Here is a 25,389-nt window from a genome sequence, read left to right as displayed (position 1 = left end):
TCAGCCTTTTCACCTTCTATATAGTTTAAATAATTCTCATACACTTAAATTCTATTTCACCATTATTTACTTTTCGTTTTGAATTTTTCATTTTGTTTTCGAGTTCTCCCACGCATTCTCTCATTTTCTTCCCAAGTCATATTAAATGATTTAAATTTGAATCTACAGTACACCAATAGCTGGAATTCTGCTGAACCAACGGCTACTGTGTACAGTAAAACAGTACCTATTACATATCCAATAAAAGTATCAATCGCATAATCATTATGAAAATAAATCAAAATAAGTAGGATTAATACGTATATTGAAGTTACTTTCATCATAGTTCCTTTTGTTTTACTAAAAAAGGAAGCGGATCTTTCATTCATACTAAATGCACCTTCACTTGCCTGTTTAAACGTATCAATCGTTGTCACAATATGAACAATCACTGCTCCTATAAATAAGAAACCTACATATACTAATGTAATTCCGTCAATTGTATAATCAGACATTCCAGGAAGAATTAAAGCCGTGAATAATATCGTACCTAATTGAAATGCATATAATAACACGACAATCGTTTGTAACTTTTGAAATTTAAATCGAGCTTTTGGAAATGAATATAGAATTAAAAAAATTATTTGCAAGCTATATAGCACAAGTTCCATTCTAACGATTGTTTTCTCAAAGAAAGTAGTATAATAGTCCCAACCAAACGTTACTAAAGTACCAATAAGAAAAAACATCATAACTGAAACATACACTATTGTTCCTATCATAAAACCTAAAGCACCTTCTGGACTTAAACGCCTTCTACATATCATCCTAAACTTTTCTAAATTTTCTTCTTTTACATCCCACATCTAGTTACACACCTCTAGCTACTTTTTGGGTATATATCACTATGAATTACTTAATTTCTAAGTGAGATAGCTGACAACAACCAATCATCCTTTTTTACAATTTGAGTGATGCTTATTAAATTAAAAAGCTATAATGCTTTATAGTGAACTTTCATAATCACTACCCCTTATACAATGTTTTAATTCTTCACAAATAGATTCTTCCACCATAAAAAAATAATCTATTACTATTATTTACAATTATCATTTCAGTTTTTATTTTGCTTTTGTTCTTTCTCTCTTATTCTTTTTCTATTTGCTATAAATTCTTGGCGATCCTTTTCATGTTGTTCCCACGTAATATTAAATGATGGGAATTTAAAGCGACAATACACTAATAGGACGAATTCTGCTGATGCAACGGCAAATACATATAATATAATTGTTTGTAAAAAATAAAACACCATCGGCTTTAGCGCAAAACGAATACTTGCAAAGATTAATATCAATAGGACAACTATATAAATTACCATTCCAATTAACATCCAGAGTTTTGTATTAGTAAAAAATGAGACTGATTCCCCTTCCAACTTATAGCCTCCATATTTTGCTTTTTTAAAAGTATGGATTGTAATTACAATATGAGTAGTAATCGCTCCTAATAATAATAGACCTATATAACATACGGTTAATTTTTTACAAGTATATCCAAATATCGCTTCAATTAATACATAAGCATACCCTACCGTTGCAACCTGAAACGAGTTAAACACAATTACAATGGCTTGTAACTTTTGTAATTTAAATCTTAATTTCGGAAATGAATAGATAATCAAAAAAAGGATTTGCAGAATATATAATACTAACTCTACACAAACAAATATTCGTTCAAAAGATTTTGGATAAGCCTCCCAACCAAGTTGTAAAAACCCCAAAACAATAAAAAACATCGGTAATGAAGCGTATACAAAAACTCCAACTAAAAAGGCCATTACACCATCAGGACTTAATCGGTTTTTATTTGTAATTTTGAAAAAACCTAAATCTTCTTCCTTTATTTTAAGCATTCATCTTTCCTCATTTCGATGCAAAACTTATTTTATTTCTTTTTCTTTCTTTTCTTCTCTCTCTTTATAACGCTTTAAGAATTCCTGGCGTTCTCTTTCATGTTCCTCCCACGAAATATAAAATGATAGAAATTTAAATCTACAATAGGCTAGTAATTGGAACTCTGCTGCACCTATGGCTACCGTGTATAGTATAAGGGTCAATACAGAATACCACCCTATTTGCCCCATCGTATAATCATTATTAATATAAATTAAGATTAGGAGAGTTAATACATATAATATAGAAGCGATCATAAAAAAATCTTTTGTCTTACTAAAAAATGAAACTGAATTTTCCCACTTACTAAATGCGCCTTCGCTAGCTTGCTTAAAGGTATTAATTGTTGTAAAAATATGAATAATAAAAGCTCCTAACAATAATAAGGCTACATAAGTCAATGTAACACGATCATTTGAATAACCGAAAATACTCGAAACAACTACTGTTACAAATCCTATAGTCACAAGTTGAAGTGCAAATAACAATATAACTATAGCTTGTAACTTTTGAAATTTAAAACGGGATTTGGGAAATAAATATACAATAAGAAAAATGATTTGTAAGCTATACAAAAATAACTCTATTTTAATAATTGTTTCCTCTAGTAAACTAGGATATACGGACCAACCAAATTTCACCAAACCATAAATTACACCTAACATTATTAATGAGGTGTATATGATTGAACCTAACATAAAACCTACAGCAGCCTCAGGACTTAAACGATTTCTACATGTTATTTTAAATTCATCTAAATCTTTTTCTTTTATATTCCACATCCAAGTTTCCCACCTTTAACTACCTTTACTTAAATCATGTAGATTAAAAATAAAAACCTTCTCATTTTAACGAAAAGAGAAGGTTTTCTTGCTGTTATACATTCATGCCATATTCAAAACTTTCCCTCTTCAAATAATGTATTATAGTTTTTAATCTTTGAAATTTTATTTTCGCTATTAATTTAGGCATTTTTACTTTTCTTAAAAAATACCAAATATGCAAATAATGACGAGATTAAGAGAAATACACCCGCCCCTATCCCCTCATATATTTTAAAATAAACAGCAGCAATTATCACAAATATTGACATTATTATTATTATAATCATTGTATACTTCATTATAAATTCTAACGCTTTATATATAGATACTATTGTCCTTTCAAAAAAACTTTTCTCTGTTTCCGAAACATTCCGATCCTTATTCAAAATAACACCTTCCCCTCTTTACAAATTGACTTTCGAATAAATTTTCCCTTTCAAAATAAAAACAAAGCGAACTGCAGAACGTAACTACTACCAATACAGATTGATCCAATTGAAAAATCTTATGTCGAATTGTTCAATCAATTACATATAGATTTTAGAATAAAAAACCTCCTCATTCTAAAGAGAAGAGAAGGTTTTATTTATGTCACATCCCCATATTCTATACAAAACTATCTCTTTTAAGATATTTCATGATGCTTCCACATTTTAAAAATCTCAAGCTTCAAATATTATACTTCACTATATACCGCGATTTTCACTTCAACATACTGTAAAGACTCATCACCGCTAAACACATGATAAATTGGCGAGGCTAAATTCAGATTATTATCCTCCATATACAGAAGCATTTCACCATATACCTGCTCTGTTAATTTTTCATAATCTCCCGTATATCGTTTCATGAGCATCTCATCAACATAATAATAGCTCCTAAATTGAAGTGTTTCTGATGCTGGAATTTTATCCTCATTTACTGGCATGAATAATTCAACGTACATATTTTCATCAGATGGTATATTTTTCAAAGCATAAAACATCGGACCTTTTACTGTTAAATTCGCTGTTGCAATTTCTGACATAAAATGTTCAATTGCTTCTTCCATATCTTCGTAATGAAAATAGTACTCTTTCGAAACAACATTTGTATATGCAATACTTTGTCCTTCAATTATCATTTTATTGTTTCACCTACTTCTATAATAGGAGCATAAATATCTAGCCACATGTCACCGTATACGTCTAAACATACGTGATAAAAACCATTATCTAATTTAATATGATGCTGTTCTGCAAACTCATGTATTAAATTATAAGCCTCCTCAATATCACCATCTTCATCAGTAAATCGAACACTTAATGCCTCTTCAATAATTAATCCATCAACGTATTCATATGCAGAATTCTCCCCTAATTTAACACGTTCATTTACTGGAACAGAATACGTATATTCGCCGTACTCTGGTTCATTGTCCAATGGCTGATATTTAAAAAGAACAGGACCTACAGCATATATTCCATTATGAACAACTTGATTTCTCAGTGCGATAGCAGGTAATAACCAATCTTCTTTTTTTACAATTTGAGTAATACTAATTAAATTTAAAAGTGATAATGCTTTATATTGAATTTTCATAATACCTACTCCTTTTACTATTCTTTCTCTTGGCTATATATTCTTTTGTTTCTTCAAATGTCACTTACGCTCTCTTTCATATTCCTTCCACATTATAATAAATGGCGAACATTTAAACCTACTATACTCATTTCCTTTACGCCTTACGTTTTGATTTACCTTTTTTATTTTTCTTTTGATATCTTGGAGTCTCTCTTTTATGTTGCTCCCACGATATGTTAAATGAAGGGAATTTAAATCTACAATACATTAATAGCTGAAATTCAGCTGCACCGACAGCAATTGTATACATTAATACAGTACCTACCACATAAAGGACTAAGACATCGAACGCATAATTAGTATGAAAATAAATCAAAACAAGAAGGGTTAGTGCATATAGTGTAGCCCACTTCATCACATTCCCTTTTGTTTTACTAAAAAATGAGGTGGATCTTTCATCCTTACTGAACGCACCTTCACTCGCTTGTTTAAACGTATCGATAGTTGTCACAATGTGAACAATGACTGCTCCTAGAAATAACATACCTACATATATTAATTTAATTCTGTCAATTGAATCATCAGAAATCCCAGGAAGAATCAACGCTGTGAATGTTATAGTACCTAATTGAAATGCATATAATAATATTACAAACGTTTGTAGTTTTTGTAATTTAAAACACACTTTTGGAAATGAATATAGAATTAAAAACATTATTTGTAAGCTATATAACCCAATTTCAATTTTAACAATTGTTTTGTCAAAGAAAGTATTATAATACTCCAATCCCCCCATAAAAATAAAAAACATAAATACTGAAGTATAAACTATCCCTCCAATAAAGAAAACCATAGCACCTTCAGGGCTTAAACGCCTGCTACATGTTACTCGAAATTCATCTAAATCTTCTTCTTTTATATCCCACATCATCTATCTGCACCTTTCGTGTAGTCTAATTACCAAAATATAGATTTAAGTTTCTCCCCTATTTTAAATTTTTCTTCTATCTTTTCAGTTACATTTTTGACTCCTTTTTTAGCAAGATCAATCGCACTGTCCCCACCGAATTTTTTCCATTTTATATTTGCTACCGCTGTAATACCAACTGCAACACCAGCTCCTACCACAGTACCAAGCGGCGGAAGGAAAAACGATCCTGCTACAGCACCAGCTGCCATCGCTCCAGCATTTGCTCCAATATCTACAGCTGAATCTGTTGCTATATCCACTACATCTTTTAACTGCCAACCACCTTCTTTAGCATCAACAACATTACCTCCAACTGACACAACCGCTCCAAAAATACCTGCTCCTTTCAATATTCCTCCTGCTTTACCTAGGCCTTTAAACGCTTCTTTCCATTTCATAGGATTAATATCCTTTAAGCCGTCTGCCCAAGCAGCTTTAAATGAACTCAGTCCTTTTTTCCCAATAGCGGTAGGCAATCCTTTGTTCTCCCGATCCATTTGAAAATCTGCGTAATTTTGAAACTCTGGTAATTTATAAATATTTCTGCGTGCCTTTTTTATTTGTTCCTTTGTTGTTTTCAAACCCTCGAATTTAAATTCTAATTTATCCTTTAAATATTTGAATAACACGTCATCTTTATTATCCATTTTAAGTATTCTTTCTGCTAAAACCATATCTTCTTTCTTAGAAGTCGATAATGTATATGCCCCTTTACCTTTTCGGCCTTTAGGATCGAAAAGAACTTCCAAACCCAATTTCTTTGTAACATAATGCATGCGTATGTAAGCATTTAAAGTAGCCTTAGCTCCCTTATTCCCAATATCAAACTTAGTCATGGCATCTGCCAATCCCTTAATGATATTTCCAATTGATGTGTCAGCTAATAACTTCCCTATTGAGGCGCTAGACAAATTCCCATTATTCACTTTTATTTGTTTCATTCCCTCATCTATTTTACGCATTAATTCATCAAACTCTTGCAGGTCACTTTGCTTACTGTTATAAGTCTCTAATTTTTCTAATGTATCACTGATTTCTTTTTGGCTTTTTACAGCGCCTTCAGTGATGCTTGATGATGATGGATATTGAATTGCGACGATGTCACTAATCGTACCTACTGTTTTTTTTGCCTCTTCATTAGAGTGGCTGAATCCCTCACTATATCCATTAACTTTTTTCTTTACATCATCCAAATAACTTCCATGAATTTTCGCATCTGCATCACTGTCAACCTCACTGTTAAACTCCTCTATTGCTTTTTGAAATTGACTTTTTAACATTTCCGTTGTAACTGTAAATCCAGTGATAACAGCTCCATGAACTGTAGATAAATGATTCTTAATAGTATCAGCAGCTTTCCCTTGAAAAGAGTTAATTTGTGTAAAGTCCTCTATTTTTTGCTGCAATGTTTCCAAATGTTGATTTAACTCTTCGGCACTTGAATTAAAGCGCTCTTGCAGTTCTTTTACTTCTTGTAACTCTATGATTTTGCTCATATTTTCTCCCTCCTATCCCTTTACATAGCACGGTGAGCTGAACTGTCTTTCAAATCTTTTCCAAGCTTTTCATCTTGCTGAACCATTTCTTGTCCTGTTTGCTGAATTCTACTAATATCTTTTTGGAGTATTTGTTCATATTGCTGCACTTTTTTCGATAACTTTTCGATCGCTTCACAATATTTTTTCAGTTTACTTAAATTCGTACGATGTAACTGCATACCATTAAATTTAGTCTTACCTAAATCACTAGCGCCACTTTTCAATTCACTTACTTTCGCATCAAATACCCCTTTATTTAATTTAATTTCCCCCATTTATCATTTCCCCGCCTTCTGTACTTCTACTTGAATACTAGCGTCAACCATTGAAACACTTCGACTTAATGAAAGAATACTAGACTCACATGCAGCGATTTCTCTTTCAAGCCGCCGTATGGCTTGATCGATGTCTTCTTGCACTCTCCCTAGTTCTCCAATAAACTTCCCTAAATTAGAAATAACTTGTTGTTCATACGTTTCTTTAAAAGTAGTTGCTCTTTGCCCTTTCCAACTACTCTCGTTTATTTCTAAAGACTTAAACTGCTCTTGATTTTGTTTAATTGCTTCAAGATTATTTACAAATTTCCCCTTAGCAGTTATTAGCCTTCTTAGTTTCATTTGTAATTCAGCCAATTGCCCTTGTTGATGACTTATACTACTTAATAAACCAGATTTTTGACTATTTAATTCCTCTATCCCCATGCAAATCCCCCCTTAAATAGTTGGCACTTTAATTCTAGTAGCAAAACGATTTTCAACAAAATACCCTTCAAATGGATTTAATTTTGTACTACTTAAATCTTTATTAGATACATCAAAGACCATTTGGCCTGATGATTTTCTAAGTAAAATAACATGAGATTGCGTTTTTATTGTTTTTGAAACTAAATCGTATCGACTGTCAATTGAATCAACATCACAGCCAATTACGAAGTGGATGCCCATAAATGCACCATTTGTTATTAATTCCGCTAAACTATATATATCACTATCTTCTAAATTACTTAAAATATCATTTACATCTGCAATTACGATTACAATCGGCTTAAATTTCTTAATAAATTCAGCTGGGTTCACTGTTTCACTTGATGCTTCCTGCTCCTCTTTAAACGCCGCTTCTCTCGATTTATAAGCATTTGTAACTTGTTTAATCGTTTTCTCAATTCCTGTTTTTTCAGCTACATATAAAGCAGCGCTCTCTCTATAGTTTGAGAAATTGCGTGTTCTTGTATCAATTAAACCTAGATCAAAGTGTCCACTGTCTGCTAATTGTTGAAGGAATTGATGAACTACATTTTCAACTTCATCTTTCTTAATTCCCCCTACAACAATATTAGACGCTTCCGTTAAATCTAATTCGAGAGGTGTAACGCTTTCTGTTTCTACACCAAATGTTAGTTTGCCTGCTTCAATAATTTTCCTTGTTTCTGGCCATGCAATAAATTCTTTGTATTCCAGAACTTCAGGTACCATAGGAATTGCTTTCGGTCTTTCTCCATCCCAGAAGGAATCCATCTCTTTTCCTTCAGCTTGTATATTTTCAATTCGAGTAAGTACATCTTCTCCATCTGTCGGTAAAGCTGTTTGGAATATTGTTGGTTCGTCAATTTTAACTAAACCACGGCCTGCTAATTCTTCAATTTTTAACTCTGTTCTTCCTACAATAGCTCTAGATTCTGCCTCATCTATCATATATAGAGCAATTTGTAGTTTAATATTTGTATTTACTTGTACTCTCAATGCATTTTGACGTGTAGCCGTAAGCATTAAATGAATTCCTACCGCTGCCCCTTCACGTACAATTTGTGCAACAATGCGTTCAAAGTCTTCGACAAATCCAGCTTCTCTAACAGCATCATAGTTATCTAACGTAATTAATACTGTTGGTAATACTTCTTTACTAGCTCTCTCATACATTTCAAGACTTGCAACGCCATATTTACTTAGCAATTGCTTTCTATCTTTTAATAGGTCTTCTATACGACGAAGAAACTTCTCACATTTTTCAACTTGGTCTAGTGTAATGATGTCTGCCACATGCGGTAAAGATTTTAATGGCATTAAACCATTTGTTCCGAAGTCCAATAAATACACATGCAAATGCTCCGGACTATGCTGACGAGCTACATCCATAATGACTGATTGTAAGAATGTTGATTTTCCGTAACCTGGACTTGAGAAGACTGCCACGTGCCCGTCTTTACTAATATCTAATGTTAACGGCGTCTGTGATTGTAATTCAGGCTGATCTAGTAGACCAACTGTTGCTTTTAATGGTTTCTTTTCTTTCGTCCATGCTTCTTTGAATTGAATAGCGTGTAAGTCTTGTAAATATACGCTTTCTGGAAGTGGTGGTAACCATGGTCTTGCTAATGCTTCAATTTCATTTACTTCTGCGTAATCGTGAATGTAGTCAATAACAGCATCAAGTTCAGATGGTACGCTTATTACTTCTTTACTGCTACCAAGTCCACTTAAGTCTTCACTTAATATTTCATATTGTCCTAGATCATTTATTGCATATATTGTTGCGTCTAAATGTTCTTTATCCTCTTTATTTTCTACATAATCCGCCCCGCTCCAAGCTGATTGGAATAGTTCATAAATTTCATTATTCCCAACTTGTAAGTAAGCACGTCCTGGTAATGTAATTTCAGCAGCATCTGGTGTTTTTAAAATCTCATTACTATCTGACGTATTTTGAACTTTTAGTGCTAGTTTGAATTTCGAGTTACTCCAAATTTGATCATCTACAACACCACTCGGTTTTTGCGTAGCTAATATTAAATGGATTCCGAGTGAACGCCCAATACGTGCAGTTGAAACTAACTCTTTCATGAATTCTGGTTGTTCTGACTTCAATTCTGCGAATTCATCACTAATTAAAAATAGATGTGGCATTGGCTCACTTACTAAACCATCTTTATACAGCTTTTGATATTGGTTAATATGATTCACATCATTTTCTCCAAATAATCGTTGCCTTTTTTGTAATTCGGCTTTAATTGATGCGAGCGCTCTCATACTTTGTGCTCCATCTAAGTTCGTAATTGTTCCTAATAAATGCGGTAAGTTTTTGAATAAATTCGCCATACCGCCGCCTTTATAGTCAATTAGTAGAAAGGCAACTTCGTAAGGATGGAAATTGACAGCTAGAGATAAAATATACGATTGTATAATTTCCGACTTACCTGAACCAGTTGTACCAGCTATTAATCCGTGTGGTCCATGTGCTTTTTCGTGTAAATTTAAGTTTACGATGTCTTCTTTACCGCGTAATCCGAGCGGTACAGCTAAAGATTTATGTGCTGCATTTTTCTGCCAGCGACTTTTGATATTTAACTCTTTTATTTTTTCAACACCGTACATTTCTAGGAATGTTACGCTTTCTGGAATACTATTTTTTAAGTTTTGCAAATGATTTAACGGTGCTAGTGCTCGTGAAACATCTTCTAAATTGAACCCTTTCGGTACATGATTCAATTTAAATTGACGGTTAACAAGCTCTCCTTGTTCTAAGATGATGTTCCCTTGCTTTGCATCTCTTATATCAATTACCGTTTTCACGTGCTCTGGTAAACTTTGCATAACATCTTGAACAAATACAAGTGATACACCTAATTGACTCGGGTCGTCATTGAAAAATTCCATAACAACATGATCTAAAATTAGTTTTTCATCTGTAATGAGTACAATATAGTGTGGTGCGAAATACAGTTTTTCATTTGTTGAACTTTTTTCATCTACTTTTTGTTTTCTCTCTTTTAATATTTGATATAAACTATTTAACACTTGATCTCGGCTACGATCATGGTATACAAATCCACGTACATTTATATCGCGAACACTTCCATGAGGTAACCAGCGCATCCAATCCCATTTCTCTTTTTCTTCTTCAGGAAAAATAGTAATAAACTGCAAGTCATAATAGCTATGGAATAAAGCGGTTTGTACGACTAATAATTGTAATTGTTCTAGCACTAAAGATCGCTGTCCAATGTAGCCTACTGGTCCATTCATTAAATCTGTTACGACTGGTACATCTTCTAATAAAAGATAACGCTGCCTTAGTTCACGCGCTATATCAATTAATTCATCTTTCGTTTGACTAAACTCTTCTTCATTAAATTGAATTTCAAAACTCGTATTAGCTTGTCCCGTTCCCACGCTAAATGTTAAGAAATCATGATGTTGCATTGTTTTTTCATAAATACGTGGATTTACTTGAACAGCCATATTACGTATTTCTTCAACATTTGGATAATGATACTGTAATGCATGGCGTTGTTTTTCACTTTCTGCATGTAAATCTTTCGTTTTTTGTTTTATATAATCTCTATAACTTTTGTCACGTTCAATAATGTCGATTTTATATTGCTTTAAATTTTTTATATATGATGTGACAGAAACAACTATCGTTACTACAGTCATTGCAACTGATGCTAATATAAATAGACCATATTTCATAAAAATAGCAAGTAATACTGTTACAACAATCATGACAAGAGAAGGTGCGATTATTCTTGCTAAATGCTCAGTTGGTTTTGCCGGCTTACTTGATGGTTTCGCAACTGTCATTTTCTCTTCTGGTTCACGATAAATAATACGTGGTGAACGATGATAGTCTGGATAACCACTTTGATAAAAGGTTTCTGATTCTACTAAAATAGGTAATGCAGATTTCACATTATCTTCTGAAGACAATACTTGAATATCTTCACTGCCAATCTCCACTAAGACACCATCAAAATATAATTGGTCTCCTGCTTCTAACATAACGCTATCTTGTAGCTTCGTATAATTATGAAATACATCCCCGTCATATACGTTCACTTTAAATGAATCGTACAACGTTTCACGAGATAACATTAAATCTACGCTACTTCCTGTAATAGCGATATCATCATAACTATTTTGACTAATTGTAAGAGAATGTTTCGTTCCTATATCAAACACTTTAGTTGTGCCAATAATAGATATAAAGATTTTCAAGCTCACGTCTTTCGTTTTTCCAATCTCAAATTCCTTATTGAATTCTATTAATTGATCTTCTACCATCCAAGCGTTCACTTCATTATTCCACTTTAATTCTACTTCTTGTTCTAAACTTGGATTCGTAATATCATTTGTCCACTCTTTTCCAATCGACACTATTGATTGCTCATTTGGATGTAATGTGCACTTATATATTTTGTCTCCATAAGTCAATACTAATAGTTGCTCCATCCGTGTTCACTGCTCCTTTTCAACTGTCTCATCAAGTGCTTGCTTACTCTTTTTTCTCTGTGTCCGACAAGTCTTTATCGCTTGATGAATTGCCATATTTCTTTTTATACTCATCTAATTGTTGTTCATATGTTTTTAACTTTTGATCACGCTCTTCTCCTGACAAGTCCGGATTATTTTTCAGCGATTCAATTTGTTTAACAAGGCCGTACATAATAAGCTGCGGATCATCAAGTGTTTTAGCTAAATCTAATGATTTATCAAAATCACCTTTTCCGTTATACATCCAATAAAGTAAATACTTTTCATCACTTTTCAAACTAATATTTTTCATAATTGCTTTCTTTTGATTTTCACCTAGTTTTTCAGCTGTAATGTATGCAAATGCTAACTCATATTTAGACGCAACCGGTAATGATTCAAATTCCTCTTCATTTAATTGAGTAATTACTTTGTCATAATCAGTTGCTATGAAATTCGCATTTGCTTCTAATAATTTATTTTGATAAGGAAATTTTATAAAAGTGAAATATATTAAAGGAGCAACTAAAACAACTGTCGCCGCTATGAAGGAAAAAGCTAAATATTTAAATGATTTGTAGCTCTTTTTATGTACTAACTGCATATTTTTTTCTGTTTTTGTTTGTTCCTTCTCAAAGCTGTCATCCAGAAACTGCAGTAATGCATCTAAACTTTCCATTTGAGCAACGGTTTGTTCAAATGTTGTTTCTTTTGCATCTTTTAGTAACCCAGCATACAAATCATCAAAATTGTGCTTTTGGGAGAATAAAGCAATAATTAGACACTTATATTGTGTTAAAAATTGCTCTTCTAACAACGGGGTTGGTGGAACAATATCTCTAATTCCTCTATGTATAATACTTGGTATTAAATTAGCATTAAAAACTATATTGTCCGGATGTAAAAAGAACGTGATTCGTTTATTTAAATATTTACGAAACTGCGCAACATTTCGAAGCAGTCTTAATTTCTCATTTCTTCCAAAACGGCTAAGATCGTCCCACTTATATAATTTTTTATCCACTTGAAATATAAAAGTAAACATATCATCCGTTTCTTCTATCGTTAATGGTACAAACTCAGATGATGCGCCCGTAATTATATCGAATTGACGGAAGTCTTTTATACGTGTTTGAGATTTGGTCATCTCCAATTTCCAATTTTCTTTTTCTATTTGAAATTGATAGTTCATTGCATCAATTTGAATTGTTTTTTCCGTCATTTTTATCCTCTTCTCCTTTTCTTTATAACCCGTAATAACTTATTTTCAAATAACTAAAAGTAAAAAATATTCTTTATAAAACTTGTAAAATATCTCCATCTGTTATTTGGTGATCAATTAAACGATCATTATCCGTTAAAACAATTGACTTATTTTTCACTTTAATTACAAAATGTGAACCTTCATGATTATCAATCTTTAGCGTATCTAATAAATTTTTCAATAAATATTTAATAGATTGATGATTTGGAATACGCAAATCATATGTATTTCCATTCCATTTACTAAAATCTACCGTTACATTAATATGTGTTTGTATTGCCATTACTTTACCTCCAACTTTTGCGAAGAACTGTATAAATACCGATGCAAATAAGTACAATGCCACCGCCAAATAATATTATTATTGTTGTACTAATTGGCTTTTCATTCATTGTTTCATTACTCGCTACTTCATCTGCACTTTTTCTCACAACGTATTCACTGCTAAACAAACTATTTTTCGTATCTTTAACACTATTTATTTCTTTTTGTTTTATAAAAAGAGAATCTCGTAAAGCTTCCATATCTTTTTGTTCTTTCTTTTTCTTTTTCTGAATTTCTTCTTCTACTTCTTTGTTAAATAACTCAATTGATGCTTTATCTAATTCCGTTTCCTTATGTTCCTTTTTATTTTTTTCTTGGTCGCTTTCTTCAAGTCGATCCACTTTAAACTTAATCTTCCCATCATCACCAAGATAACTGTCAGCCGCGCTCCTTATCGGTAGCGCGACAAACAGTAAAAGGATAGAGAGAAATGATAACTTAGCCACTATGCTCCATTGTTTGATCATTTACTTCTTTTTCCTCCCATTTCTTATGCCATACAAACAGATTACTAACTAATCCTATAATGGCAATTACAAACAACACGATGAAAATAACTTTTCCAGTATCTTTACCGCTAATAAAATCATTTAGAAAACTTTCTATATACTGAAGCGGTGAGAATTGACGTACCTTTCCAACAGACGACATTTGATCTACTTTACTTCCAACTGCTTCAGTTAAAAATAGGTACATACTTAAAAATACTAATAGTATAAACATCCCTACCATTTTTATTTGTCGTAATAAGTATGTTGAGACCAATACAAACGCCATCATAATGATTGTGATAAACGCAATCCATAGTAAACTTTGATCTTGACCGAACTGTAAAAGACGTCCAGAAATGATACCTATACTAATTCCTTCCACAATTGATATACCGAATGCCACTACTGTAGTTGGTACATTCATATCAATTAATGAGAACTTCTCTTCAAAATGATCTGATTGCGTTCGTTTCTTTTCTTGATTCGCAATTGCGTATGCTGTAAATAATGCAACAATAAAACAAGTTAATACGATTAAATATGGTGTAAAAGCATTACCAGCTACAATTACTCCATCATTTTGTTTCTGTACTGGACTAGATAAAAATTGGTATAACATTTCATTTTGGCGATCACCAATTCGGCTATTAGCCAAAATTTCAGTAAAGTTTTTGGAGAATGATTTATCATCTTCCATTTTCTTTGTAAAGTCATTTAATAATGAATCAGCCTTTGAAACAATTGTCGTTCCGCTGTCTTGAATTTCTTTTGCTTGTCCATTAATTTGATCAAATGTTTTATATACATCGTCTGATGTTGTTAAACTATGCTTCGAACTCTCGACCAATGACTGACTTTGCATCATTAATGATTTAATACCAGAATCTAACGATAAAACAGCTGTTTGCTCACCAGTATTATTTGTTGTTAGCACTTGCTGTTCTTCAACTAGCTTTAAGCTACTTTCACGCCATTTCGCTAAACCTTTTAAATATTCTCCTAAATTTTCATTCATACTAGTTGCCTGCTGCGTCGTTACATTTAATTTCTCCGCTAGTAGCATTGAATTTTGATCCGCACTAGTAATGAATTGTTGATAAGAGTCTATTTTTTGTTTTAAACCTGTCATATCTTGCTTAACTTCTGTCGTAATACTAGATGAAACAAGGTTTGAAATTAAATCAATTAAGCTTTGTTTATTTAATACGTAGTACAAAGATTGTTCAGTTGCAATTGCATCTAAACTTCCCTCTTCTAGCTTAGGACCTACATCTTTCGTTCTTAAATCAATCCCATAATACATTTCGTACAGACTAATTAAACTTTGATAACTTTCAACTGTATCTACTGCTTCTTTTATTAATACACTAGATATATTTTTTGTTAATTCTTCTGATTTTTGATGTACAACTTGATTCGTCGTTCGTTCAATAACTTTTGATTTTCCACCGTTATCTGTTCCTGTTCCACCTCCTGGATCTGTTCCTGTTCCGCCTCCTGGATTTCCTCCTGGATCTGTTCCCGTTCCGCCTCCTGGGTTTCCTCCTGGATTTCCTCCTGGATCTGTTCCTGTTCCGTTCCTGGATCTGTTCCCGTTCCGCCTCCTCCTGGATCTGTTCCCTGTTGGATCTGTTCCTGTTCCGCCTCCTGGGTTTCCTCCTGGATCTGTTCCCGTTCCGCCTCCTGGGTTTCCTCCTGGATCTGTTCCCGTTCCGCCTCCTGGGTTTCCTCCTGGATCTGTTCCCGTTCCGCCTCCTGGGTTTCCTCCTGGATCTGTTCCCGTTCCGCCTCCTGGGTTTCCTCCTGGATCTGTTCCCGTTCCGCCTTCAGAGGTTCCTCCATTATCATTGTTACCTTGTTCTGTTTTTTGAATGATAGGTTTTTTAGTAGTATGTGCTAGTGGCATTATTCCATATCGCGTTTTATTAACTACATTTTCCACCTTGCTATTTTCGGATTGTGTTCCTTCATTCTCTTTTTTAGGTTCTTCTTTTCCAGAACTAGTTTCTTTTTCGTCATTTCCATTTAATCTCCAGTCCCACATTACAGGAGAGAAAACATCTATATTGATGTTTGGATCTTTTAACTTCACATGCAGGTTAATCTTTATATCCCCTTCATTACGAGGTGGTATAATGATTTCTCCGTTTTTCTCCAGAAACATACTTGTGTAATCCACATCATCAATATACAAAGCTTCGGTACTTCCATATAGTTCAAACTCTTCTGGAATATTTATCTTCAAAGTTTGTGAAGATTCCATTTTAATTACTTTCGCTGTATCACTAAATGTAATTCCCTCTTTATAAAGTCTATCCTTTACTTCTTTAATGGCGTTTCCTAAAGATATTTTATTTACAGGGTCATAATAAAAATTATTTTCTTTATTATATTTATTTGTAAATTGAATTACATTTTGCAGTTGTAATTTCGTTGCATCTGGCAAATCACTTTGAACGATTTCTTCCATGTTTAAACTAGGTAATTTTGCAATTAAATTTTCGATTTGTTTCTTTATTCGAACATCTGGTTGTTTCATTAATGTATTTATAAAGATTTCTTGCTTTCCATCGTTCGACATAGATTGCTTTAACTTTTTAATTATCGTCTCTTGAATATCACTTTCTAACTTTCCTGCAAGTTCTGTATCATATTCTGACACTTGTTTTTTTACATCTGTTAAATATTTTTGAATTGCTGAAGCATCAGCTAAAATATTTGGTTCTTTCTCTGAAAGCGTAAATTGATTTGCAATAATTTTATTTGCCGATTCCAGTGAGCTTAACTGCTTTAAAGCATCACCTGCACCCATCTCACTCATAGATTGATTAAATTGACTCGAAAAATTATTAGCTAACAAATTATTATCAGATTGCATTTTTTGAAAGTTATTAAAACCTTCCAAATAAGTATTATTAGATTTATTTCCTTCATCTAAAGTTTGACCAAACCCTTTTAATACATCCTGAAATCCTTTAAAACTATTAACAGAAACCCCAGTATAATCTTGCACTATTTTAAATTGATTTGTGTAATTTGCCAAAGGACTGTGTACATCTTTTTTGTACATAGTTGTTTGAACGTTTCCTTTTTCAATTATTTTACCTATATTATCTTGTGCACCTTGCAACTTACCGATAATACTTGCAAAATAAACGTCGATGATTTGCTTATTGAAATCCTCTAAAATTGTAGACGCCGTATTTTCAGCCTCAGCTTTCAAATCTTTATTCCCAGTTGCATTTACTTTGTAGTTTAAAGTTAATTTCTCTGGTAGTTCTGAATCAATCGCAACTGCTTTCCTAGAAAAATCATTTGGTATAACAATCATCATATTGTAATTATTATTTTTCAAACCATTTTCTGCTACTCCGCGACTAACTACGTACCATTCTTGTTTCGTATTTTTATTTACATTTTTAACAAATTGATCTCCAAACGCTATTTTATTCCCTTCAAATACAGTTCCTTGATCTTCATTTACTAATGCAACTGTCATTTTTGGCGTGCTATTCTCATTAGCTTTCTTAACATTTTGATTTAATGCTAAATAGGAAACTCCTGTTGATAGCACAAGAGCTAAAATAATAAACAACAAGATGCTCCACTTAAACTTTTTCACTACTTATCACTCCTGCGGCTGCGAGTCTATTAAGTTAAGGACTCCTTATCTTACTCTAGTTTTAAAGTAATTTAGCCATACAACGAAAGTTGCATGGCTAAATTACATGTTTCTTTTTACCCGTTTTTATTGTAGACCGAAATTACGAGAAAGATCTTCGTCGTGTCTAGCAACAGCCTCTGCAGTTTTATTAAGCTGCATATTAATTTCTTGTAATAGCTCTGCGAAGTTTTGTACTTTTGGTTTTAATTGATTGAACTGTTGATCAAAACCTTCGAAAGCACGACCTTCCCATTCTCCTCTTAATTCATTTTGTAAGTTTTGTAACTGACGTAAAATGTCCTCAATTTGATTTGCACCTTGTCCATATCGAGTCGCTTTCGATTTAAGCTCCTCTGGTGACATACGAATTTGTCCTGCCATTATTAAATCCCCCTTAAAATTTAAAAATAGTAAAATTAACCCAAAATCAATTCTACAAATTGATTATATCAATAATTTAAAAATTTCTAAATAAAAAAATGATATTTTCCCAAAATTTCTCTTTTACTATAATAACATTATATTATATAATATAAATTTATTGTTTTTTTTAAAGGACTGCTAAGCGTTTCTACCTCTATTTAATAATAAAAAGAAAACCTTTTTTTACCCAAAATTCAGAATATAACCTTTACAAATTACATACTCATTTTCTTTTTCTTGTTTCTTCGCCCACTTAAAATCGTTTTCTCACTTCAAAGTCATGATTACTTGTCTTTCAACGAAGCCAAAATCTTCGTACATTTCTTTTGCAAAGTTCCCTGCAAATACATTCAAGCGAATTTCTGAATACTTTTCTTGTAGTTCCTTGATCCCAGCTTTCATTAGTTTTCGTGATAATCCTCTCCCGCGATACTCTGAAAAAACATACAATTCATAAATAAAACCAAGTTTTTCACGAGAGAAATAGTCCACATTTCCTCCTATTAGTATCCATCCTACTACTTTATTTTCTTCCTTTGTAACTATATAATACGCCCCTTTTTCTACTAAAGGTTTTGTAATTTCAATCGCTTTTTCTGTACTTACCTGACAATTCCCCTTTGTTCCTTCGAAAAGAGATTGAGCTGCATAATTTAATATTTGTTTCGTTTCTTCCTCATTCGCTTTTGTAATCATTCCTTTCTCCCTCCTGCCCTCTAATCATCATTGAAATACCATTTTCAAGACCGTCTGACTCAATGACAATTGCCATCAATCCTTTTTCCGTACTCGTTTCATGTAACTCGCCCTTCGCCCAAAATGCAGCTTGTCCAGCTCCTATCTTCACTTTTTCTTTATCTGATCCGCAAACAAATCCTTCTCCTTGTACAATTAGAAGCAGTTGAGATACAACTGCTTCATGATATCCAATAACTCCATTCGGTTGTAGATGCATAGAACCGATATGTACATTCCCTTGATGTTTTAATATTTTTGACATTATAAAGTTAGATTGAAATGCTGATATATGCTTTCCCACTTTTTCACTGAAATCAAAAATTTTCATTCCTGATCCTCCTTATATGTATAAAACCATTCTCACTGTTTGCAGCATATGCCCTTCGAAATCTTCTTCAAATTGCTCTAAAGCCGCAAAACCTTTTGCTTCATAAAATCGTTTTCCTTTTTCATTTTCCGCTTCTACATGAATGTACATTTTTCGAATCCCTTTTAACGTCGTGATCCCTTTTTGTAACAAAGCTGTCCCTATCCCTTTCCCTTGCTGATCTGGCAACAAATAAATCGCACCTAATTCTGCTTCATTTTGCAGTCTAATTGGTGAAAAATTCGCAAATCCAATTACTTCTCCCTCTTCTTCCGCAACAAATAAATGTGTATTTTCAAGGCGATATTTCATTTTTTCATCGGAATACGCTTCATTTAAAAAGTTGTCTTGAATCGCTCTCGGAATAATTCCTTCGTAAGTATCATGCCAAGCTATTTTCGCTACGTTTTGTACAGCATGAATATCTTCTTGCTTCATTTCTCTAATTACATATGTCATCTCGATGTCTCCATTCTCTTTAAATTACACTCTGCTAAAATACTAGAAGAAACGGCAGAACCATTTTCATAATTTACTTTAATTAATTTCAACTTCTCAATCGAAGCTGTTGTAACATCAAATTTTTCATATATATACTCCATTACACTTAAAAACTGATTTGAATTTAACCCATTAGCAATCGTGCAATGCGGAACCCATTTTTCTGGTACGTAATATGAGTTTGGATTATCATGAAAAGTTTTGAAATAATCATGATAAGAATGATGAAATCTTAATAATTCATTGGTAATGGTCGGTGCTAGAAAGATCGTTCCGTTAGTAGGAAAAGTTCCAACAGAAGGAAAAGTTACAGCAGCAATGTTCTCTTGAAAAGCTACAAACTCCTTTAATTTCTCCGTATATAAATTAACATCTAACTCATTATAATCAGCCAATGTAATATGGGGTTCTACTTCAGCTAGTTGGTTTGTTCCGATTATATTCGTTAATTCACTTTGCAATTCTCTAATTTTATAAGTAAACACTCTATCAAATGTAGCAATAATAGCGTACACGCTTCCTCACCCCTTCGTTACACAAAGCTCTTCCCATTCTTCACGAATCATTCCCATTCGAATAGAATCATAGTATGTCCCGTTATAATATCGACAATTTCGCATTCTACCTTCTAATCGCATTCCTATTTTTTCCGCTACTTTCATCATTCGTTCATTTCCAGACCAAGTTGTGAGCCCTACTCTACCAATCTCCATATTTTCAAATAGTAAATCTCTATATAGTGTTAATGCTTCTGTACCGTAGCCACCATTCCAGTATGCTGGGTCATAAATAACGATTCCCATCTCTAACCAACGCGTCGGTTTATGTTCCCAATAAAAACTTACTGTCCCAATAATTTGACCATTATTTTCCACAATAAGATTTGATAACGGTTCTTCTTTTAAACAAGTTTGCATCTTTTCTTTATAGGATGAGTATCCTTGCATTGAGAACGGGAAGTACGGGGCATTCCATTTTTTCCACTCTGGATTTTCTTCTTTATATACAATACTCCATAATGTTTTTATATCTGATTCCTCAATTGTACGAATTGTAACTTTGTTCCCCTTTAATATAACGTTTTGCATAATTTCCTCCTACATCTCTCTTTATTTCATATATAATTATAATGTTTTTTCTGAAAAATCAAAACAAAACTCTACGCTATATTGTATAATTTTGTTATAAGATACGAATTATTTATGTAAGTTCGCTAATTTTTTCGAGTTTAATTTAGAAACGGAACTTCAGAAAAAATTAGATGAGGTACGAACTCATAACATATTTCACAAAAAATAGGAGGTTATATCCCTCCTATTTTAGCTAAATATTTTATTTCCCTTCTTTTCTATCTCAAGTAGAATCCCTTTCTCTATCCAGCCTTCTACTCCATCTTTTTTAATTAAATCATATCCCATGCAGCTACCATCAATGAGAGAAACGATATCCCCTTTTCTAACGCCTATTTGCGCACAAGAAATATCCGTTTTCACTGTATACTCACCTGATTCAAGTTGCTTTATATACTCGTTTTTCACATAAAGTAGTTCATTTGTTCCTATTTGTTTACATACAGTAAAATCTTTCATTCTCTCCACAGGCTCTATGTAATAATGCGGATATGTAACCCCGCCCTGCATTACTGAATTCGCATTAAAATCGGCCAATACTTCATACTGCGGAAAATGATCTACATATGTATAGGAAAATGTATCATTTAAAATATCTCGATGAATAATAAATGCATTTAATTGCCCTGCTTCTTTAATCGCATTACCACCATCAATCGCAATAATTTTTTTCTCCTTATCAATAACTGGATTATTAGACGGCGCTTCTTCAGAATAGTTCACAACAGGCCAATGTCCAACAATTACGTACTTATCCGCTCGGTGTGACTTATTAAAAAACTCTGGCATTACAATTGCATTTTTCCTATCTGTTTGTTTCCAATCCTCTCTATCTTCAAGGCCAGCATGTACAAAGATATACTCCTCAGTTTCAATAGCAGTTGGCAATTCTATTAGCCACTTTATTTCTTCTGAAAAATGGCTCATTAATATGTTTTTCAGTTCACGAATATCACTCTCTTCATGAACGGTAACGTTTAATTGCTTTAGCCATTCATTAAAAATTGTATTTTTTCGCGTACATAAATAATTTATTAGCGCAGGATTTTCATTTACAAGCGCTTCAACTACAACTTCACAATTCCCTTCAACAACATAAACATTTGACTTGCTAATTACTAGATCCATCACATAGTCTACGACGCCAATGCTATCGCTCCCCTTCTCACAAAGGTCGCCATTTATAATTAAATAATCATCATCTTTAAAATTAACTTTATGTAATAATTCTTTTAAAAGATTTAATTCCCCATGAATATCAGATATTACGATAACTCTTACACCTTTTGGGATTAATAGTTTCTGAATTTTTTCCAAGTATAAACTCCCCTAACTTTCTTTACATTCAATATTATCGTCTCAATTATAAAGAAACTATTCGACAAAATAAGCAATTAACCCTCTTCATCTTATACTTCTAAATAAAAGTAGGTTCTATATGTTACCTCACATAGAACCTACTTAATATTATAACTCTTTATAAAAAGAATAACTTACCTTATCATAGCCTTCTCTTTCATAAAAACGATGGGCATCAACTCTTGGAAACGCTGATGTAAGAACGATAGAACTGCACCCTTTTTCTCCCCCCCATTTTTCTACATATGACAGCAGAACCTTACCATACCCTTTTGATCTGTGAGCTTTCGCAGTTACAAGATCATATACAAAAACATGTTTCTCATTATAAAAGTTCGTACAAATCGCTACACCAGCGAGACAAACAACTTCATCATCTTCATTCTGTAACAAGAGTAGTTTGTAATTTTCTTCTTTCATTTTTTGAAATAAAGAACTTGCTTCTTCTCTTGAAAGTTTCGTTCGTAATTGCTGTAATACGGGGAATACATCATGTAAATCAGCTTCTGTTACTACTTCTCTAATATTCATTATGATTCTCTCCTTACTATTTATAAAATTTTCTAAATGTTATATCATTATTATAAAAAGTAACTGCCCCTAACTTAAGTGACAGTTCGATTATTTTTTATATGGCCAGTTTTTAAAGGAGAATTCATAAAATGGATCTTACTATCCCATTGCAATTAGAAAGTAAAACACCAATTTACTTACAAATTTACGAATATATGAAACGAGAAATCTCTCAGGGATTACTACCTGCTGGTACACGCCTTCCTTCTCACAGAAGTTTAGCGGTACAACTTAATGTTAGCCGTATTACTGTTGAATCTGCTTATCAACAATTACTAGCTGAAGGTTATGTAGAAAGTAAACCGAAACGTGGGATTTTTGTTGCAGAAGTTGATATTGATGTCATTCAAACTAAACAACAAGTTGTGTCAAACAGCGCTAACAATATAAAAAAAGAACAATATGACTATGATTGTAGCCAAGGGCTGATTGATCAAAAAGCTTTTCCAATTACAAACTGGAAAAGAGCATTAAACGAAACTTTATTCCAGTATGAAAATGAATTATTTGCTAAAGAAGATCCTCAAGGTGAGTTTGTTCTACGAGAGCATATTTCAAAATATTTATATCATGCCCGCGGGGTACATTCTTCACCTGATCAAATTATTATCGGAGCCGGTACGCAGCCTCTTCTTTGGCTGCTACTTCAACTGCTTGGTTCAAGAAAAGAATACGGAATCGAAAACCCTGGATTTCACCGTATAACTGCTATGATTCAAAGTGCTGATTTTCCTATTCATCCTATCCCTTTAGATGATAAAGGGATTCATATTTCAGCTTTACGTGAATCAGGTGCTAATGTAGCATACGTCACTCCATCACACCAATTTCCTCTTGGAATAATTATGCCTTTATCTAGAAGACTCGAACTATTAAAATGGGCGAATGATTGCGGGGGATATATTATTGAAGATGATTACGATGGGGAATTCCGTTATGTAGGCAAACCTATTCCTTCTTTACAAGGACTGGATTCAAAGGAACGTGTTATTTATATGGGAACTTTCTCGAAATCCTTTTTACCTTCTTTGCGAATGGGATATATCGTCTTACCACCTCATCTTTTAAGAGCCTATAAAGAACTTGGTGGCATGTTTAAACAAACGGTTTCTACCCTGCAGCAACTCGCTTTTGCCACCTTTATTCAAAAAGGTGATTGGGAACGTCATATAAATCGAATTCGTACGTTATATAAAAGAAAGCACATTTCATTAGTTAAATCTGTCACGGACGAAATGGGAGCTCACGTTCATATACTCGGTGAACAATCAGGACTTCATATCGTACTTCACGTTCATAATGGGATGAACGAACAAGAACTTATTCATGCCGCTGCGAAACAACGCATTAAGTTGTACCCTCTCTCAACATACGATTCTGTTCATAATTTAAGAGAGGCGTCGTTTGTATTACTCGGTTTTGGTAGTATTCCAGAAGATTGTATCGAAACTGTTGTCAAATTACTGAAAAGAGTCTGGTTCCCTAACTGAAAATAACTCCACGCAAGTTATACTTACGTGGAGTTATTTTCATTCACTATTTTTTGATACTTGCCCTGATCTCGCTGTCCTTCCTGGACGCTTTACACCAGTTGTTTCTGTTGAATAAGAAGCTTCAATTATAGCACTTGGATCTACAGAGAGAACGAGATCTTTCATTTTTGGATAAATGAAACGATTTGTAATACAATAAATAATTCTCTGGTGCTCTCCTAAAAAACCACCTTCTCCATGTAGATACGTAACAGACAGTTGTAATTCTTTCATAAGCAGTTCGCCAATTTCTTTATTTTTATTCGAAATAATCATGACGCTCTTTCCTTGATTAATACCGTCTAATATGAAATCAATCATCTTCGTAACAATATAGAAAATTGCTAATGAGAACATCGCTTGCTCAATTGAAAATAAAATAGCAACAAATACAAAGATCACTGCATTTACAGCAAGTAAAAATGTACTAATTGGTACTTTAAAATGCTTATTCATCCAAACAGCTAACATTTCTGATCCGTCAATTGCTCCGCCCATTTTTACAACAATCCCAACACCAACACCAAATAGAACCCCTCCGTAAAGTACAATTAATAATTCCGAAGTCGTAATTGCTGGAAATGGTTTTAAATAAATCAATCCGAGTGTTGTCACAACATTTGCATAGGATGTACGGATGAAAAATTTCTTCCCCATTACTTTTGCAGTAAATAATAAAATAGGAATATTAAGTCCTAAAAATACTCCGTAAAGTGGTAGCCCTGCAACCTTATTTGCCATAATAGCAATCGCAGTTACTCCGCCATCTACTAATCCATTAGGCGCTAAAATAAGCTCTAGTGAACCAGCTACAATAATAGATCCAATTGTTAATAATACGTATTCGAATAATTTTTTCATTCATTACCCCCAAAACATATATATTTTCTTAGTATTATCATAACTAATTTTTTTCGCAAATACAAAGAAATTGCTTTATATACACACATC

25 protein-coding genes are annotated in these 25,389 nt (G+C 33.0%); 1 reads left to right on the top strand and 24 read right to left on the bottom strand.

Annotated elements, in window-relative coordinates; genetic code table 11:
* Positions 1 to 62 precede the first annotated feature (62 nt).
* The 23 genes from EXW56_RS10285 to EXW56_RS10180 form a co-directional block, all read right to left on the bottom strand.
* Positions 63 to 845: a polysaccharide biosynthesis protein gene (locus EXW56_RS10285; protein ID WP_215597418.1), complete on the bottom strand. Its 783-nt coding sequence runs from the start codon at positions 843 to 845 to the stop codon at positions 63 to 65.
* 248 nt (positions 846 to 1,093) lie between these two features.
* Positions 1,094 to 1,891, bottom strand: coding sequence for a hypothetical protein (locus EXW56_RS10280; RefSeq protein ID WP_215597417.1), 798 nt, complete (start codon positions 1,889 to 1,891; stop codon positions 1,094 to 1,096).
* 27 nt (positions 1,892 to 1,918) lie between these two features.
* Positions 1,919 to 2,713, bottom strand: a complete 795-nt coding sequence (locus tag EXW56_RS10275; RefSeq protein WP_050000265.1) for a hypothetical protein — start codon at positions 2,711 to 2,713, stop codon at positions 1,919 to 1,921.
* 182 nt (positions 2,714 to 2,895) lie between these two features.
* On the bottom strand, positions 2,896 to 3,141 hold the full coding sequence (locus tag EXW56_RS27565; protein ID WP_050000264.1) for a hypothetical protein: 246 nt from the start codon (positions 3,139 to 3,141) through the stop codon (positions 2,896 to 2,898).
* A 290-nt stretch (positions 3,142 to 3,431) separates the two neighbouring features.
* On the bottom strand, positions 3,432 to 3,878 hold the full coding sequence (locus tag EXW56_RS10270) for a DUF5085 family protein (RefSeq protein ID WP_215597416.1): 447 nt from the start codon (positions 3,876 to 3,878) through the stop codon (positions 3,432 to 3,434).
* A complete protein-coding gene (locus tag EXW56_RS10265) occupies positions 3,875 to 4,336 on the bottom strand; it encodes a DUF5085 family protein (protein ID WP_085310689.1) in 462 nt (153 codons plus the stop codon). Before EXW56_RS10265 ends, EXW56_RS10270 begins: the two co-directional genes overlap by 4 nt.
* A gap of 136 nt (positions 4,337 to 4,472) precedes the next feature.
* Positions 4,473 to 5,246 (bottom strand): hypothetical protein, encoded by a 774-nt coding sequence (locus EXW56_RS10260; RefSeq protein ID WP_215597571.1) that lies wholly within the window; start codon positions 5,244 to 5,246, stop codon positions 4,473 to 4,475.
* Between the two features lie 29 nt (positions 5,247 to 5,275).
* Positions 5,276 to 6,784 carry a T7SS effector LXG polymorphic toxin gene (locus EXW56_RS10255; RefSeq protein WP_199709737.1) on the bottom strand — a complete coding sequence of 503 codons (1,509 nt, stop codon included), beginning with the start codon at positions 6,782 to 6,784 and terminating at the stop codon, positions 5,276 to 5,278.
* Positions 6,785 to 6,804: 20 nt separating this feature from the next.
* Positions 6,805 to 7,101 (bottom strand): TIGR04197 family type VII secretion effector, encoded by a 297-nt coding sequence (locus tag EXW56_RS10250; RefSeq protein WP_000503891.1) that lies wholly within the window; start codon positions 7,099 to 7,101, stop codon positions 6,805 to 6,807.
* A gap of 3 nt (positions 7,102 to 7,104) precedes the next feature.
* Complete coding sequence (locus tag EXW56_RS10245; protein ID WP_002200727.1) at positions 7,105 to 7,527, bottom strand: YwqH-like family protein; 423 nt, start codon at positions 7,525 to 7,527, stop codon at positions 7,105 to 7,107.
* Positions 7,528 to 7,539: 12 nt separating this feature from the next.
* Positions 7,540 to 12,051, bottom strand: coding sequence for a type VII secretion protein EssC (gene essC / locus EXW56_RS10240; protein WP_215597415.1), 4,512 nt, complete (start codon positions 12,049 to 12,051; stop codon positions 7,540 to 7,542).
* 43 nt (positions 12,052 to 12,094) lie between these two features.
* Positions 12,095 to 13,294 (bottom strand): type VII secretion protein EssB, encoded by a 1,200-nt coding sequence (gene essB, locus EXW56_RS10235; RefSeq protein WP_002202239.1) that lies wholly within the window; start codon positions 13,292 to 13,294, stop codon positions 12,095 to 12,097.
* A gap of 73 nt (positions 13,295 to 13,367) precedes the next feature.
* Entirely contained in the window at positions 13,368 to 13,619 is a 252-nt protein-coding gene (locus EXW56_RS10230; protein ID WP_001007571.1) for an EsaB/YukD family protein, read from the bottom strand.
* A 4-nt stretch (positions 13,620 to 13,623) separates the two neighbouring features.
* The gene (gene essA / locus EXW56_RS10225; protein ID WP_215558367.1) at positions 13,624 to 14,127 is read right to left on the bottom strand and encodes a type VII secretion protein EssA; all 504 of its coding nucleotides are present in this window, start codon (positions 14,125 to 14,127) and stop codon (positions 13,624 to 13,626) included.
* On the bottom strand, positions 14,099 to 17,773 hold the full coding sequence (esaA, locus tag EXW56_RS10220; protein ID WP_252197284.1) for a type VII secretion protein EsaA: 3,675 nt from the start codon (positions 17,771 to 17,773) through the stop codon (positions 14,099 to 14,101). The genes essA and esaA overlap by 29 nt, the downstream gene beginning before the upstream one ends.
* 126 nt (positions 17,774 to 17,899) lie before the next feature.
* Positions 17,900 to 18,196, bottom strand: coding sequence for a WXG100 family type VII secretion target (locus tag EXW56_RS10215; RefSeq protein ID WP_000918598.1), 297 nt, complete (start codon positions 18,194 to 18,196; stop codon positions 17,900 to 17,902).
* Between the two features lie 309 nt (positions 18,197 to 18,505).
* Positions 18,506 to 18,934: a GNAT family N-acetyltransferase gene (locus EXW56_RS10210; protein ID WP_002202244.1), complete on the bottom strand. Its 429-nt coding sequence runs from the start codon at positions 18,932 to 18,934 to the stop codon at positions 18,506 to 18,508.
* Positions 18,915 to 19,304, bottom strand: a complete 390-nt coding sequence (locus EXW56_RS10205; protein WP_215558365.1) for a cupin domain-containing protein — start codon at positions 19,302 to 19,304, stop codon at positions 18,915 to 18,917. The genes EXW56_RS10210 and EXW56_RS10205 overlap by 20 nt, the downstream gene beginning before the upstream one ends.
* Positions 19,305 to 19,316: 12 nt before the next feature.
* The gene (locus tag EXW56_RS10200; protein WP_002200736.1) at positions 19,317 to 19,802 is read right to left on the bottom strand and encodes a GNAT family N-acetyltransferase; all 486 of its coding nucleotides are present in this window, start codon (positions 19,800 to 19,802) and stop codon (positions 19,317 to 19,319) included.
* Positions 19,799 to 20,359: a 2'-5' RNA ligase family protein gene (locus tag EXW56_RS10195; protein WP_215558364.1), complete on the bottom strand. Its 561-nt coding sequence runs from the start codon at positions 20,357 to 20,359 to the stop codon at positions 19,799 to 19,801. The genes EXW56_RS10200 and EXW56_RS10195 overlap by 4 nt, the downstream gene beginning before the upstream one ends.
* Positions 20,360 to 20,365: 6 nt before the next feature.
* A complete protein-coding gene (locus EXW56_RS10190; protein ID WP_002200738.1) occupies positions 20,366 to 20,932 on the bottom strand; it encodes a GNAT family N-acetyltransferase in 567 nt (188 codons plus the stop codon).
* Between the two features lie 231 nt (positions 20,933 to 21,163).
* A complete protein-coding gene (locus EXW56_RS10185; RefSeq protein ID WP_215597414.1) occupies positions 21,164 to 22,291 on the bottom strand; it encodes a metallophosphoesterase in 1,128 nt (375 codons plus the stop codon).
* A 150-nt stretch (positions 22,292 to 22,441) separates the two neighbouring features.
* Positions 22,442 to 22,864 (bottom strand): GNAT family N-acetyltransferase, encoded by a 423-nt coding sequence (locus EXW56_RS10180; protein WP_002202253.1) that lies wholly within the window; start codon positions 22,862 to 22,864, stop codon positions 22,442 to 22,444.
* A 131-nt stretch (positions 22,865 to 22,995) separates the two neighbouring features.
* On the opposite strand from EXW56_RS10180, the gene EXW56_RS10175 reads away from it, so the two are divergent.
* Positions 22,996 to 24,396 carry a MocR-like pyridoxine biosynthesis transcription factor PdxR gene (locus EXW56_RS10175; protein WP_215597413.1) on the top strand — a complete coding sequence of 467 codons (1,401 nt, stop codon included), beginning with the start codon at positions 22,996 to 22,998 and terminating at the stop codon, positions 24,394 to 24,396.
* A 39-nt stretch (positions 24,397 to 24,435) separates the two neighbouring features.
* On the opposite strand, the gene EXW56_RS10170 is transcribed toward EXW56_RS10175, so the two are convergent.
* Entirely contained in the window at positions 24,436 to 25,299 is an 864-nt protein-coding gene (locus EXW56_RS10170; RefSeq protein ID WP_215597412.1) for a YitT family protein, read from the bottom strand.
* Between the last annotated feature and the right edge of the window lie 90 nt (positions 25,300 to 25,389).

The organism is Bacillus mycoides, assembly GCF_018742245.1.
Lineage (GTDB): Bacteria > Bacillota > Bacilli > Bacillales > Bacillaceae_G > Bacillus_A > Bacillus_A cereus_U.
Note: the sequence above shows the minus strand (reverse complement) of the source record. Positions and strands in the feature narration are given on the sequence as shown.